Source organism: Mitsuokella sp. AF21-1AC (assembly GCF_003458855.1).
Lineage (GTDB): Bacteria > Bacillota > Negativicutes > Selenomonadales > Selenomonadaceae > Mitsuokella.
This window is the reverse complement of the sequence record NZ_QRVW01000001.1, coordinates 76,714-92,274: the sequence shown is the minus strand read 5'-3', so window position 1 is coordinate 92,274 and position 15,561 is coordinate 76,714. Positions and strand designations below refer to the sequence as shown.

The 15,561-nt window shown below is 59.1% G+C and carries 8 protein-coding genes, 1 pseudogene and 1 other annotated feature; all 9 genes and pseudogenes read right to left on the bottom strand.

The window, feature by feature from the left end:
* Positions 1–101: 101 nt before the first annotated feature.
* Positions 102–1,352 (bottom strand): annotated as a pseudogene (locus tag DWX75_RS12165) (O-antigen ligase family protein); the annotation flags it as partial.
* Between the two features lie 55 nt (positions 1,353–1,407).
* The gene (locus DWX75_RS00445) at positions 1,408–2,712 is read right to left on the bottom strand and encodes a folylpolyglutamate synthase/dihydrofolate synthase family protein (protein ID WP_118013830.1); all 1,305 of its coding nucleotides are present in this window, start codon (positions 2,710–2,712) and stop codon (positions 1,408–1,410) included.
* Positions 2,713–2,730: 18 nt separating this feature from the next.
* The gene (locus DWX75_RS00440; RefSeq protein ID WP_118013828.1) at positions 2,731–5,409 is read right to left on the bottom strand and encodes a valine--tRNA ligase; all 2,679 of its coding nucleotides are present in this window, start codon (positions 5,407–5,409) and stop codon (positions 2,731–2,733) included.
* A gap of 35 nt (positions 5,410–5,444) precedes the next feature.
* Positions 5,445–5,660 (bottom strand) — a binding site (T-box leader).
* A gap of 183 nt (positions 5,661–5,843) precedes the next feature.
* Positions 5,844–7,262, bottom strand: a complete 1,419-nt coding sequence (locus DWX75_RS00435; RefSeq protein ID WP_233519411.1) for a sensor domain-containing diguanylate cyclase — start codon at positions 7,260–7,262, stop codon at positions 5,844–5,846.
* A 47-nt stretch (positions 7,263–7,309) separates the two neighbouring features.
* Positions 7,310–8,620 carry a restriction endonuclease subunit S gene (locus DWX75_RS00430; protein WP_118013824.1) on the bottom strand — a complete coding sequence of 437 codons (1,311 nt, stop codon included), beginning with the start codon at positions 8,618–8,620 and terminating at the stop codon, positions 7,310–7,312.
* Positions 8,621–8,622: 2 nt separating this feature from the next.
* Entirely contained in the window at positions 8,623–10,038 is a 1,416-nt protein-coding gene (locus DWX75_RS00425) for an N-6 DNA methylase (RefSeq protein WP_118013822.1), read from the bottom strand.
* A complete protein-coding gene (hsdR, locus tag DWX75_RS00420) occupies positions 10,035–13,343 on the bottom strand; it encodes a type I restriction-modification system endonuclease (protein ID WP_118013820.1) in 3,309 nt (1,102 codons plus the stop codon). Before hsdR ends, DWX75_RS00425 begins: the two co-directional genes overlap by 4 nt.
* Before the next feature lie 148 nt (positions 13,344–13,491).
* The gene (locus DWX75_RS00415; RefSeq protein ID WP_118013818.1) at positions 13,492–14,940 is read right to left on the bottom strand and encodes a sodium:solute symporter; all 1,449 of its coding nucleotides are present in this window, start codon (positions 14,938–14,940) and stop codon (positions 13,492–13,494) included.
* Positions 14,941–15,163: 223 nt separating this feature from the next.
* The gene (locus DWX75_RS00410; RefSeq protein WP_118013816.1) at positions 15,164–15,496 is read right to left on the bottom strand and encodes a hypothetical protein; all 333 of its coding nucleotides are present in this window, start codon (positions 15,494–15,496) and stop codon (positions 15,164–15,166) included.
* Positions 15,497–15,561: the final 65 nt, after the last annotated feature.

Sequence of the window (15,561 nt, the reverse complement as noted above, 5' to 3'; positions counted from 1 at the left end):
TCCGCCACAAATTCTTCCGTGGACGGCCCATGCGCCTGCCACAGAGAGGATACACGCGTACCGATGGCACGCAGCTTCTCCTCATCCAGGCCGAACGGCAGGGCCTGCTTCTCCTCATCGGCAGCCGGCCGACTCAGGAAGGAGAGCGCACCGATCAGAGCGGCAATCATCCAGAGCACCATCGACGACGGGATGTTGAAGAGCAGGTCATCCGTCAGGCCATTGAGCGCCACCGACAAGACGGCAAGCCCCAGGCCGAGGGACAGACCGCGCAGCAGGCGCTGCTCCCCCTCCTTCTCCCTGCCGCCGAACGGCTGGTGCAGGGCCAGGAACATCGTGCCGAAGAAGAACCAGAAGAACGCCACTGCGCCGGGAATACCGATCTCCGCCATGTAATTCAGGTAGATGTTATGCGCATGGACAATGAGGATATCCGCGCCCTGCAGATAGAAATCGTATTCCGGATAAACCATCCAGTAGGCTCCCCAGCCAATGCCGAGGAAGGGATGGTCCTGGATCATGGCCACTGTGCTCTCCCAGAAAGCCAGGCGCATCTCCGTCGACGTATCGACCTTCGTGAACACAGAGGTCAGCCGCTCGTAGAGCACCGGATCAGCAGCGAGCAGCAGTGCGCCGACAACCACGCAGGCGAGCAGCACGCGACGGTCCTTCAAAGCGCCGTAGCCCGCGAGAATCACCGCGATGACCAGGCAGGCACCGCGCGCATACGTCATGGCCAGGCAGGCCGCAGCCGCCAGCATGAAGACGCCGAATATCGTGCGCATCTTCCGCTCCCCGGCATGCATGAAGAGGCCGAAAGCCAGACAGATGACGATATCGAGATACCCCGCCAGGATGTTGGGGTTCTCCCAGGTCGAGAACACGCGCTTCCGGAGTTCCGGGAAGGCGTCGCCATCGACCCATTTCATCGAACTGATATCGATGCCGAACAGGAACTGGTAATATCCGTAAAGGATGACCAGTACGGCAGAAACGCCGGCCACGCGCAGCATGATTTTCATCTGCTGCGGCTGCCGGACATTCTGCCCGATTAAAAGATACGTCAGCACGTATACGCCGACAAGATTGTAGTAATTGTAGAAACTGAACGCCCGGTTTGGCGAAGCCAGCACCGACAGGGCGCTGATGACCACGAAGAGCATAGCCGGCACGTCAAAGGGCAGATGACGGAAATGGAATTCCTCATCCTTCCAGAGACGGAGCCCCGTCGCGATGCTCGCGATCAGGAGAGCTGCCGTCGCCGCGCCCGGCGAAAGCGGCAGCAGGAATACCTCAGCGAGCAGGCCATACCAGGCAATCGCCCGGATGCGGCGGCGCCGCCGCTCACGCATGATGGCCCGGCGTTTCTGACGGATATGTACCGATGTCTGATTATCCTCCATGACCTCAATCCTTTCGTGCGAGCAGCATCTGGCGCACTCCGCCGACGAGGTACAGAGACCCCGCAATGACGAGGAGGCGCTCCTTATTCGCCAGTTCCAGGGCACGCCGCAAGGCCTCGCGGTTATCCGCGAAGGACTCGACATGCTGGACGGCCGGTGCCACGCGGCGCAGCAGATCGTCCGCGCTGTCCGCGCGTTCTGACTGCGGCATGGTCACGACGACGGTATCCGTTGGGCGCAAAAGGATATCGAGCATCGTGTCGATGTCCTTGTCCTTCAGGATGCCGAGCAGCAGCACGCGCTGCTCAGCGGGGAAAATATCATCGAGGCTCTGGCGCAGCACGCGCATGCCGGCCGGATTATGAGCACCGTCAATGAGGACCTTCTGCCCGGAAAGCTCGATGAACTCAAAGCGTGCCGGCCAGCTCACGATGCGCAGGGCCTCGCGGACATGCGTGATCGTGATGCGTTCATCGATGTTGTGCAGGAGCGTGCAGGTCATGACAGCGAGCGAACTGTTCTCCACCTGATGGCGACCCAGCAGATGGAGTTCATACGGCTCCTTGTCGACCCCCAGCAGCTCGGAGGTAAATTCCAGCTTCTGCGTGCGCCCGTCACAGGACAGGAAACGCGAGGAGAAATCCTCACCGGCCACGAAGATATCGGCATTCTTTTCCTCAGCCCGGCTGCGGATGATGGCGAGCGGCTCGCCCGTGGCCGCCGTGACCACCGGCACGCCCTCCTTGATGATGCCCGCCTTGTTCTCCGCGATGCTTGCAAGCGTACCGCCCAGCTTATCCGCGTGCTCAAACGTGACATTCGTGATGACCGATACCTCCGGCGTGATGACATTCGTCGAATCGAGCGTGCCGCCGAGGCCCACCTCGATGACAGCGTATTCGACCTGGCACTTGGCGAAATAGTAAAAGCCCAGGGCCGTCAGGACCTCGAACTGCGTCGGATACTCACCGCCTTCCGCCGTCATCTGCTCCGCCTTCTCACGGATGAGCGCCACGCCGTCAGCAAACTCCTGCTCGCTGATGGCCTGACCGTCCACGCGGATGCGCTCCGTATAGGAGACAAGATGCGGCGAACTGTAAAAGCCCGTATGGATGCCGCTGCGGCGCAGGATGCCTTCGAGCATGGCCGAGACAGAACCCTTGCCATTCGTTCCCGTCACATGGATCGTGCGGTAACGGTCCTGCGGCTCCCCCAGTAGCTCCAGCAGCCTGGTGATGCGGCTGAGTCCGAGCCGGATGCCAAAAATCTTCAGCCCTTCCAGATAGGAAATGGCTTCCTGATAATTCATATCACGTCGCTCCATTTCTCAAAGCTTGGCAAGATCCTGGATACGTCCCTCGACAGCCTGCTTCTTCTCCTCATAGCCGGCGAGCTTCTCGCGCTCCTTGGCGACGACAGCCTCCGGGGCCTTCTTGAGGAAGCCCTCGTTGCTGAGCTTGCCCGTGAGGCGCTTGATCTCCTTCTCGAGCTTGTCTAGTTCCTTCTGCAGGCGGGCCGTTTCCTTCTCGACATCGATGAGGCCCTTGAGCGGCAGGTATATCTCGACACCATCGACGACACCGGCCATGGCGTTCTCCGGCTTCTCGGCATCGTCCGCGAGCAGCGTGACCGGCTCAGCCGCAGCGAGCGCCTTGAGGTAGCCCTCATTCTCGGCGAAGACCTCACGCAGGCCGCTTTCCGTGAAGTGGAGCATGACCTCGCTCTTGTGGCCCGGAGCCGCACCGACCTCGGCACGCAGATTGCGCACCGTCTTGATCGTCTCCATGATGGCCGTCATCTGTGCTTCGGCTGCATCGTTGACGAGCGCATCGCTCTCCGTCGGCCAGTCCGCGATCATGATGCTCTTGAACGTCTCGTCATGCGGCACCTTCTGCCAGATCTCCTCCGTGAGGAACGGCATGAACGGATGCAGCAGGCGCAGCGTATGCTCGAGGACATAGGAAAGGACATAGAGCGCCGTATTCTTGGCGCGCACATTTTCCTTGTCGTAGAGACGGGCCTTCGTGAGCTCGATGTACCAGTCGCAGAACTCATTCCAGATGAACTCGTAGATCATGCGGCCGGCCTCGCCGAGCTCGAAGTTATCGAGACTCTTCGTGACGCCTTCCGCCGTCTTGGCATAGCGCGAGAGGATCCACTTGTCGGCAAGCGTGAAGTCGTTCTCCTCCGGCTTGAAGCTCTTATCGAAGCCCTCGAGGTTCATGAGCATGTAGCGCGACGCATTCCAGATCTTGTTGGCGAAGTTGCGCGCACTCTCGACGCGCTCCCAGTAGAAGCGCATATCGTTGCCCGGCGTGTTGCCCGTAATCAGCATGAAGCGCAGCGTATCGGCGCCGTACTTCTCGACGACCTCGACAGGATCGATGCCGTTGCCGAGCGACTTGCTCATCTTGCGGCCCTGGCTGTCGCGCACGAGGCCGTGAATGAAGACGTGATGGAACGGGATGTCCTTGCCGAACTCCAGGCCCATCATGACCATGCGTGCGACCCAGAAGAAGATGATGTCATAGCCCGTGACGAGCGTCGCCGTCGGGTAGAACTGCTCGAGCTCCGGCGTCTTGTCCGGCCAGCCGAACGTCTCGAACGGCCAGAGGCCCGAGCTGAACCATGTGTCGAGCACGTCCTCATCCTGATGGATATGCTTGCTGTGACAGTGCGGGCACTCCGTGAGATCCGTGCGCGAAACGCTCGTCTCGCCGCAGTCATCGCAGTACCAGGCCGGGATGCGGTGGCCCCACCAGAGCTGACGCGAGATGCACCAGTCGCGGATGTTCTCGAGCCAGTTGATGTACGTCTTCGTGAAGCGTTCCGGCACGAACTGGATGCGTCCGTCCTTTACCGCCTCGATGGCCGGTTTTGCGAGGCCCTCCATCTTGACGAACCACTGCTTCGAGACGAGCGGCTCAATCGTCGAATGGCAGCGCGAGCAATGGCCGACGGAATGCTCATGATCCTCGACCGAGACGAGCACGCCCGTCTCCTCGAGCTCCTTGACGAGAGCCTTGCGGCATTCATAGCGGTCCATGCCCGCATACTTGCCGGCACCCTCGAGCATCTTGCCCGTGTTGCCAATGACCTTGATTTCCTCGAGGTGATGGCGCTGGCCCATCTCGAAGTCGTTCGGATCGTGCGCCGGCGTAACCTTGACGGCGCCCGTGCCGAAGTTCTTGTCGACGTATTCATCGGCGAACAGCGGGATGCGGCGGCCGACGACCGGCAGGATCAGCGTCTTGCCGACGAGATCTTTGTAGCGCTCGTCATCCGGATGGACGGCGACGCCCGTATCGCCGAACATCGTCTCCGGACGCGTCGTCGCGATCTCGACATACTTGTCCGGCTCTCCCTCTACCTCATAGCGCAGATGCCAGAGGTGGCCCTGCTCCGTCTCGTGCTCGACCTCGATGTCCGAGATGGCCGTGTTGCACGACGGGCACCAGTTCGTGATGCGCGTGCCCTGATAGATGAGTCCTTTTTCGTAGAGGCTGACGAAGACCTCGCGGACGGCGCGGCTGCAGCCCTCGTCCATCGTGAAGCGCTCGCGGTCCCAGTCAAGCGAAGAGCCGAGCGAACGCAGCTGGAACATGATGCGGCTGCCGAACTTCTCCTTCCAGTCCCAGACGCGCTCGAGGAATTTCTCGCGGCCGAGTTCATAGCGGTTCGTGCCTTCTTTGCGCAGAGCGGCCTCAACCTTGGCCTGCGTCGCGATGCCGGCGTGGTCACAGCCCGGGATCCAGACCGTGTTGTAGCCCTGCATGCGATGGTAGCGGATCAGGATATCCTGCAGCGTATTGTCGAGCGCATGGCCCATGTGCAGCTGGCCCGTGACATTTGGCGGCGGGATGACCATGCTGTACGGCTTCTTGCTCTTGTCGACCTCGGCATGGAAGAACTTGTTCTTCTCCCAGAACTCATACCATTTCTTCTCAAACGACTGCGGGTCATAAACCTTCGGGATGTTGTTCCCGAGCTCTTCTTTCTCTGGCATACGAATCCTCCTCAAAAAAATAAAGCGCCTCCGTCCAAAAGGACGAAAGCGCCTGCCTTCGTGGTACCACCAATCTTCTCATGCAGCCACGGCCGCATGACTCTCGCGTTAACGCCGCCCACGTCCCCGCCTACTGACGTTCAGCCGGAAAACTCCGAAGCTACCTTCCGCACCCTCCTGCCGGGACTCTCACCAGCCGTCCCCTCTCTGCACCAGGCCAGGCGCGTACTCTTCTTCCTCATCGTCTTTGCTTTATATGGAAATCATCTTATCACATGCAAAAAAAAATTGCAACCAGCATGTCTTCGGTAAAAGTATATCCGGCTTATCTCAGGAAAAGACCTGATCTCATAAAAGAAACTTTGCCACTAAAAAAACATAAAAACCCTGGAAAACGGTGCGTTCCAAGGCTCTTGTGCGGATGTTCCATGCCGTTAGTCGGAAACAGGTGATTCTGTTTCGGTGGATTGACGGAACTCGTGCGGGATGTGGCGGTCGTGGATTTTTTTGCCGTGGCGGTTGTAATACTCGACCTTGTCGCTGTACATGCGCTGGTCGGTGCGACAGATGGCTTCGTTCAGGTGCGCGGTATCGGATACCCAGTCGCTGCCGAGGGCAATGGACAAGTCCTGTTCACGGCCGACCAGCTCGCGCAGGCGGCGGAAGCTGTTCTTGAAATCGAGTGCTGTGACGAGCGGCATCAGCACGAGGAATTCATCGCCGCCCATGCGGTAGGTGTTCTCAAGGCCGTAGCACTTCGCGAGCAGCCGGGCCACTCGCTTCAACGCTTCATCTCCTGCCTGATGACCACGCGTGTCGTTGATTTCCTTGAGGCCGTTGACGTCCGCGTAGACGATGCCCGCATAGCTCGAATGCTGCGTCAGGAAGTCAATCTTCTCGATACAGGCGTTGCGGTTGTGCAGCCCTGTCAGCGCATCGTAGCGGCTCGCACGCTCGAGCTCCACCATGAGGCGATGGTTCGTGATCTTCGAGGCGATGAAGTACGACACCGTCTCGAGCACCGTGACCGTATTGACAAGTTCACTCTTCTCATAGTTGTCGACGCCGAGGTAACCGATGAGCTCGCCCGCGTGATAGAACGGCGCGTCGATGATGCGCTCAATGCCCTGACGCTTGAGGTTCCAGTAGTCGACGGGATCGTCGTCCCTCAAAACCTCGATATTCTCGATGATGACGCTCGACGCCTTCTCGAGGAACTTCTCCCAGCCGCCAATGTACGTCTGATAGTCAAGATGCTGCAGCGTATCCATCTCCGGCTGAACCCCCGGCGCACACCACTCAAAGGTATTCGAGACGGTCTCTCCATCCGTCTCGAGGATGTAGAGACGGTCCGGGTGCAGCACATGGCTGAGCTCCCGCAGCGCGTGGTTCATCGCCGTCTCGTAATCGTCCTCGCCGTTGAGAATCTTCGAGATGCGCAGGATGATGTCGTTCGTCGTGTACTCGCGCTTCATCTGCAGCTGCCGCGCACGGTCGAGATCGACATTCATGAATGTGTAAGCGACATAGCCCGGCTGCTCGAGCGGCATGATCGTGAAATCCAGCCAATGATCGATCTCCGGCGCATAGATGCAGTCACGGATGGCCCTGCCCGCCTGATACGCCCTCGTGCAGTACGTCATCCAGACGAGGTCCGCATTCTCGTAGGCCTCCAAGAAGCGCTTCCCCAAAAGCTCTTCTTTTGTCAGCCCCGCCATCTCGCAGTAAATCTTGTTGACAAAGACGTACTGCGCGTCCTGCACGGTCTTGCCATCCTCGGCGAAGATCAGCTTATAGACTACATACGCCACCGGGACATCGCTGTAGATATCTGGTATCCAATCTTTTTCCATCGTATTCATCCTATCAGTAATCATCACGCAAGATCCAGCTCAGCCCCTCAAAGCTCGCCGCGGAATGCCCGCGCGAGTATGGACTGCTTCATGCGGTCAATCGTTTCCAGCACCGACTCCGCCGACTGTCGGACCAGCTCCTCGCGGCCAAGCAGTCGATCAAGGATCCGGACAATCTCTTGCTGTTCAAGAAGCGACGCCATCGGTATCGTCAACTGACGCAATCCCTTAATGGGAACAGTCAGCTGTGCCGTTCCCTTTGCGATTTTCGTAGCTTTTCGATAAAAATTCTTCTCCTGCAGAGCATACCATAGATACCTCTGCAATATAACGTCTTTCTTCAGCTTCAGCAGTGCCATATGACGCTGGAAGCAGAAAGCTCGGTCGGTATCGACAAGTACAGGGATGCCATACGTTCCGACCAATGTGTAGAGTACATCACCATTTTGCGGCTTGCGCGTGTCAGTCAGCGCATCGTAGTAATCCTGCGGAACAAATCGTGTATCCGAGAAATTGAGTTTGCCTGTGTTCACATTCGAGATGACCAAGAACGGAATGCCACTGCTCGATTTTGGTGGCGGCATGTGGTCACCGTCAAAGATGCTGTCACAGACTTCAGCCAATACTACACTTCGATATGCAGGCGCATCTATCTCATACTCTTTCCTCCACTTCGCTGTCAGTTTTCCTGCAAAAGCATCATGCAGCAGGGCGGCTTTGCGCGTTTCGTGATCATCGAGAACAGACTGCACCTTTTCCTTGGCAGCATCGAGCTTGGCAAACAGGGACTCGATGCGTGCGACAAGGCGTTGCTGCTCGGAAATCGGAGCAATAGGAAACTTTATTTCTCCTGCGCGTCTTGCCGATAATTCCAAAAAAGTCGTTCCACTTGCATACTGGGTCAGAAGTGTTTGATTCCCCTTAAAAAACCAATATAAATACCGAGGCTCAAAATGCACGGACGGAAGAAAACTCTTGAATCCCTGATTTGTACAAATGTCATTTTCAGCAATCGCGACATAGCCAATCGGCGCTCTGGAAGACAGAAGCACTGTATTGGGTGGCATTAACTTCGTCGAAGACTTTGCCAGTCCCTGTTCCGTAATATTTTTCTTACCTCGTGAAATATATACTTCATGGTAATTTGATAAATCTGCCGGAGTAATCCAAGGGACCTCTCCTCCATCGTAATATTCTGGATGACTGGATGATGGTGTTCCACCGCCAACAATCGTAGTGATTTTTCCCAGATACACCCACTTCCATCCCTCTGGCAGCTGATACGGCTGTTCCTCTCCGGGTACGAGGGCAGCGGCAAGGCGTTCTTCTGGTGTCATTTCCTGTTTTTTCTTGGCCATGCTCACTTCTCCTTTGCCGCGCGCAGTTCGTCGGCGACTTCCTGCAGGAGCTGCACGGCGTCCTTGAGACTCGCGATGGCACTCTCGGCGCTCTCGACGGGATCGGGCAGATCTTCGTAGTCGATGATGGAGTCGTCCTTGATTAGGCCGAGGTCGAGGCTGTCGTCCTTCGCGGCAATCTCCTCGCGCGTATAACAGTGCCAGCGCTCGTCGGCGATGCTGCGGCGGTCGTCCGCCTCATACGCCTTGACGAAGTCGGCGAAGTCCTCTTTGCGCAGCGGGTGCGTCTTGCCGAAGGACGGCATGTTCGTGCGCAGATCGTAGAACCAGACTTCTTTGGTATTGCCCTGGTCGGCTGCGCCGCGCGTGAAGAAGAGCACGTTCGTCTTGACTCCCTGGGCGTAGAAGATGCCCGTCGGCAGGCGCAGGATGGTGTGCAGGTCGCATTTCTCCATGAGGTCGCGGCGGATCGCCTGGCCATCGCCGTCCGCGAACAGCACATTGTCGGGCAGGACGACGGCGGCGCGCGCCTTGCCGTCGGGCTTGAGGCTGCGATAGATGTGCTGGAGGAAGTTGAGCTGCTTGTTGCTCGTCGTGTAGGTGAAATCGTCGCGCGTCGCGCGCTCGCCGCCCTTCTTCGTGCCAAACGGCGGATTCGTCAGCACGACATCGTAATCCTTGAACCGCTTGCCGAAGTTGGAAAGCGTGTCGCCAAGGAAGATTGGTCCTTCGATGCCGTGCAGCATGGCATTCATGAGCGCGAGGCGGTGCGTGTCGTGAACGAGCTCACAGCCGGAGAAGGCCTCCTTTATCTCAAAGTCCGCCATATCTGCCGTGAGGTCAGCGTAGTCATCCGTCTGGGACTTGACGTACTGCGCGGCGGCGATCATGAAGCCGAACGTGCCGCAGGCGGGGTCATTGCAAAGTTCGCCGGGCTGCGGCTTCACGAGCTGCGTCATGACATCGATGAGCACGCGCGGCGTGAAGTACTGGCCCGCGCCGGATTTCTTCTCGTTGGCGTTTTTCTCGAGCAGGCCCTCGTAGAGGCTGCCGAGCCCTTCTTCCTTCGCGGAGAACCAGTCGAGTTCATCGATGCTCGCGATGATCTTCTCGAGGTTCTTCGGCTCGTCGATATTCGTCGCGGCTCCGGCGTAGATCTCGCGCACGCGGCCCTGCGTCTCCGTACCGAGCTTGTCGAGTACGGTCTTGTAACGGTTCTTGAGTTCAAGCCCCTTCAGGGCCCGGAGGGCATCCCAGCGGCAGTCTTCAGGTATCGTGTCCTCGGCGCCCGTCTCCTTTGCCATCTTGAGGAAGAGGATGTAGGTCAGCTCGGTCACGTACTGATGATAGGTGATGCCGTCATCGCGCAGGACGTTGCAGAGGTTCCAGAGTTTCGCTACGATTTCTTGTGTGGTCATGCCGATTTTCCTCCATCGTCATAGAGATAGTTGTTGAGTTTGTCGATGACTTCCGCCAGATGACCATGGAAGATTTTGTCGTGGCGCGGCAGACCGCCCTCCATCTTGAAGCGGCGGTCTTCGCTGAACATCTGCATGCCGATGACGTAATTCTCATCGGCCAGGAAGTATTTCTCGATTTTGCGCAGAACATTTTCCTGCGGCTTGGTGAGTTGATTCTGCCGGTGCAGTTCATCGATCAGCCGGCTGACGGCATCGTGAATGCGCTCCGCGTGGCTCTTGAGCGGCGTGCCGATGGTCGCGCGTCGTATGAGGCTGATGATATCGGCCGTGACGGCTGCCCCATCGCCGCCCGCCATGGCCTCCGACAGCTGGCGCTCGGTGAAATGCAGCTCGCTGAGCTGCTTGCGCAGGCTCTTGAGTTCCTGCATCGTGAGGTCCTGCGGCCGCGTGCAGATGATTCTGAGCGCCTCGACCTTGTCACGGTTCTCACGGACCCACGCGGTGAAAGATTCGATGTAGTCCTCCGGCCGCGTCTCCCCTTCGCCGTAGCCGGAGCGGACGCTGATGACACGGTCTTCGTGGCTGTCGATGACAATGCCCCTGCGCGTGCGGTGAATGGCTTCCAGCTTCGTAACGGCCTCGCGGTTTGCGAGCAGGACGGTGCGCGCCTGCTCGCTGGGCAGTGCGTGCACCTGGTTGATGAAATCCGTCAGCGAGGCCGGCACTTTTCCCGCAATGGTCAGCGAGGCCGCCGCTTCTTTGTCCTGTGCCTTGTCGAGCAATTTGCTCTTGCGGCGCAGGCGGCTCGTGAAGCGGTCGAGACGGACACTGAGCCGTTTCTGCCTCGCCCGGTCATCGTCCCCGTCAGCTGCCAGCGCTTCCTGCTCGAGCCCGTCGAGCATCTTGGCAAACGTCTCCTTCGGGTTGGCGGCGACGGGCTTCATATTGCTGACGGTTTCGAGAGCAGCATACGTGCCGACCGGGTCGTAGATATCGAAGGCCTCCTTGTGGATGGCCGGACACAGGCGCGTCGCACGGCCGAGCATCTGCTCAAAGAGGATGCGAGACTTCACGCGGCGCAGGAAGACGAGCGTCGTGATCTCCGGGACATCGATGCCCGTCGAGAGCAGGTCTACCGTCACGACGATGCTCGGATACTGCTCATTCTTGAAGTGCAGCACGGCTTCGCGTATCTTTTTCTGATTGCCGTTCTCGATGGTGCCCGTGATCTTGCTGATGGCACCCGCGGGCACGATGCCCTCATAGATTTCGCGCAGCAGGCGCACGATGAGGTCGGCGTGCTGGTCGTTGGCGGCGAAAATGAGCATTTTCCCTTGTGAGCGTTCGGCCGGATCAAAGCGGTCGGCAATCTCCTTCAGCACGGCCCGGTTGAAATTCTCCGTGATGACCGTGCGGTTGAAGTCGTCGACATCGAAGTCGAGCTCGTCCGCCAGCTGCGCGCCATTGAGGAGTTCGCCCGTCTCGGGGTCGAGCATCACGACCTGCTCGCCCTGCTCATAGTGGATGCCCCTGGTGGAAAGCTCGGTCTCGATGTGGATGGGGGCATTGTGGTCGACGAGGTAGCCGTCGACGACGGCCTCACGGTAGGAATACGTGAAAACCGGCGTGCCGAAAATCTGCGTCGTATGCAGCGCGGGCGTCGCCGTCAGCGCGATCTTCACGGCATCGAAGTACTCGACGACATTGCGGTATTTGCTCAAATAGTCGCGCTGGTCGCGATAGAGCACCTCGTCCTCACTCATGTCGCGGTCGAGGATGTAGCCGCGGTGCGCCTCATCGATAATCACGAGGTCGAAGTCCGTGACGGCCGGCATCGCCTCGCCCTCGTGATAGAGGATGCGGCGCACGAGGCTCTGGACCGTCGCGACCTGCACGCTCGTCTCGCGTTCGACGACGGCATCGTCGGCAATGCCCTGGACATTGTAGATCTGCGTGAGCGTCTGAAGCTCGGCGAGCTTGACTTCGCGGAAGGTATCCTCCGCCTGCGCGCCGAGGACATTGCGGTCGACAAGAAAGAGGATGCGGCGGAAACGGTCAGTCTTGAGGAAGCGGTAGATAAGCGCGAGGATCAGGCGCGTCTTGCCCGTGCCGGTCGCCATCGCGAGCAGCATCGAGGTCTGGCCGTCAGAGAGGGCCTGCTCAACGGCTTCGACGGCTCTGACCTGATAGTCCCTGAGGCTCAGGCCCTGCGGGTCGCGCAGCTCATCGTAGGGCTCGGCGGCGAGACGCTTCTCCCCCGCTGCCTTGTCCTGCTGCAGGAGTGCCAGGATGCCGTCGGGCGACATCCAGCCGCGCAGGGCGTGCGGGATGTTCATCGGGTCGCGCAGATCCTGGAACCAGATGCCAGATTTCTCCTTGTACTGTTCGATGTAGGGGCGGCCGTTCGTCGCGAAGGTGAAGGGGACCTGATAGTCCCCCCACCGGCCGGCGGCGTAAGGAGCCTGGTCTTCCGCGACAACGGCGTAGCGCCTGCCCTGCCCGTCGAGCACAGAAGCGACGTCCTTGTACGCCGCCTTGGCCTCGACGACGGCAACCATCTTCTCCCCGCAGAACAGGGCGTAGTCAACGGGTCCCGTGCTGGTCGGCCACTCCGCAATGGCCATGTTCCTGCCCTTCTGCGGGCGCGTGCCCCTGCTGTGGCGCAGCTTTTGCGTGTCGGCCTCCCAGCCTACGCGGCGCAGCTGTTCGTCGATGGCAAGGCGAGTCTCCGCTTCGCTCTTGTGACGGTGCAGGGCAGCGAGGCCGGCACGCTGCTGGCGTTTGGCGCGCGACAGGCGTTCGGCCTTTGCCGTCTCAATAGCCTTTGCTGCCACTTCTTCATCATGGGCCGCTTCCCTCCGGCGCTCGGCAGCGGATTCGCGCGCCTCCATGACTTCCGGCGGCACGAAGTCGCGATGCTCATAGCGGTAATCGCCATACGTCTCGTAAAACCATTCGGTAAGCGTATAGGCAAGCGGCAGCAGGAGCCTGCAGTCCTCGACCGATTCATAGCTTTCGTGAACGGCAAGGTTGCGCTTCTTGCGCAGGGTGTGAAGAATGGCGGCAATATCCGGCGCGATGTAGCCCTCGCGCTCAAGACGGCGGATGCGGTGTACGGCGTCGTCCGGCACCGGATGCTCGATGGCATCGATGTCGTAGATGAGCTGGACGATGGTTTCCCCGATCATGCCCAGCTTCATGAGACACGCGTTGGCGTCCGACTGCCAGTAACGCTCAGCCTGCTGCCCGAAGCGCGCCAGCACGGGAAACCGTTCGAGCAGAAATAAAAAATTGGATTCCATGAAGCCGCCCCCTATGCCAAGTATCAAACATCCCTGCCGCCAAAGACAGCAGGGATGCCAAACGTCTTTATTCTATTTTAATATTCCACGCCTGGAGGAAAAATCCTGCTGTATGGTCATCCGTAATGCACAAAACAAACGTATGCTCTTACCGGTGGCGCAGATAGCACGGCACGAGGAACAGCGCGCTGACGGCCAGGCCGAAAAACAGCGGATTGCCGGCGGCACCGAGGAAAACGACGAGCAGTGCGGCGGCGGTGGAACATGCCATCGAGAGCGTGGCGCTGAGGTTCGTGATCGTGCCCGAAGCGAAAATCGCAAAGCTCAGCGGCAGGAAGATGCCGCCGCTCCGAAGCGCCATCGAGAGATAATTCCAGAACAGGACCTGCGAGCCCTCGTTGAGCAGGGCGATGAACGCCGCCAGTGCAATCGTCAGCAGCACGATGAGCCGCGTGACCGCAAGCTCTGAGAGATGGTACGGATGATTGACCGTGGGAATCTCCGTGATGTCGATCTCCTGCTGCTCGGGATTCCCGGCCAGCTTATGGATCTTGCGGGCGCGCAGCGTGACGCGGGCGCGGTGGAAGATATCGCGCGAGAGCATCGTGCCGATGCCCAGCGAAAGGCCGGCAATCGAGCCGATCAGCGAGAGCATGATGCCGCCCATCGCGATGCCGCCGAGCAGCGTCGGCTGTTCCGTCAGGAGGTATACCGGCAGCGAAAGGATCGGCGTGACCTCCGGGTGCACGGCGCCCATGTAGATGCCGACCATCGCGCAGGGCAGGCCGACCGGCAGGCTGATGAGCGCCGCCGTGAACGCGGCCACCGAAGCCGTGCGCGGGTTCGATGCCGAGAAGATTGCCTGGATATACGACTGAGTGCAGAGCATGCCGATGACGACCGAGGCAAAGTTGGCCAGGATATGGCTGATGTCCCCGTGGAACAGATTGAACGTGCCGGCAGGCAGGGAAGACGAGACGGCCGGATCCGTCAGCACCGCATGGCCGGCCATGAAACCGGCAATGGCCATCGTGACCCAGATGACGATCATCTTGAGGATGCCGCCGACGCCGGCACTCTTCATGCCGCCGAAGAACGCATAGGCCGCGACGGCCAGTACGAGCAGGATGGTCGCCGGCACAAAGGAAATGCCGAACAGGACCGAAATGATGTAGATGGCCGGCAGGCAGCTGGCCACGGCACTGAACAGGATGCCGATGGACGAGACGATGCTCGAGAACACGCCGCAGGTCAGACCGAAATTCTGAGCCAGGAACTGCGGAATCGTTTCCAGCGCTGTGCGCCGCAGGGGCTTGGCATAGAAGAGCCCCATGATGATGAGGCCGACGCCCGAGCCGATCGTGAACCACCAAGCCGAAAGGCCGGTCGTCGCGGCCAGCTGCGCCGTACCGACGGTGGCGCCGCCGCCGACACAGGTACCTGCGATGCCGCCCGCGACGAGCGGCACGCCGGCCGAACGCCCGCCGACGCTGAAGCCCTTCGTCGAATGGACGGAGCGCGCGGCGCGGATGCCGAAGCCGAGGACCACGGCAATCGTTGCACAGATGATGGCAATTTGTATGAACGAGACTTCCATGAAAACATACACCTCATTCCAGAGATTCTTCCTCTGGCGTCTCGAGACACAGGGGAAATGAAAATATATATCATATATTAGGTCAACGACAGGGAATAGTCAATTACGAAGCGGGAAATCGCTCATGCCTTTTCTGCATGACCATGATACAGGCTTGAGATGAAAAAAATGCCATCGTGGGATGGTACAATCTTCCCACGATGGCATCCTGTCCTGCCTGTGCTCAGCCAAACCAGATCCAGAGCACGCCGATGACGGCCACGGCCAGTGATACGCGATGGCGCTGATACGGATACGCCAGGAACCCCACCTGTGTCGTATCGTAGAGCCAGGCCAGTATCTTTTCTGCGACGAAATGAATGATACTGCCCACGATATAAGCCAGGCCCAGCTGAATGATGAACCAGAGGATCGCGACAGAGAGTCCCAGCATCGCGCCGAAACCGGTCAGGATCAGACAGATGACGATGACGGCAATGGCCAGCATGAAGAGCGAGCCCCCCACCGCCACACCGATGGCAGCAAAGGCCGCCAAAAGCGATTTCAAAAGATCCATCAATCACACCCCCCAAAACTCTTGTTTTCTTCTTATTATGAACGAATATTTGCCTTTGTCAAGTA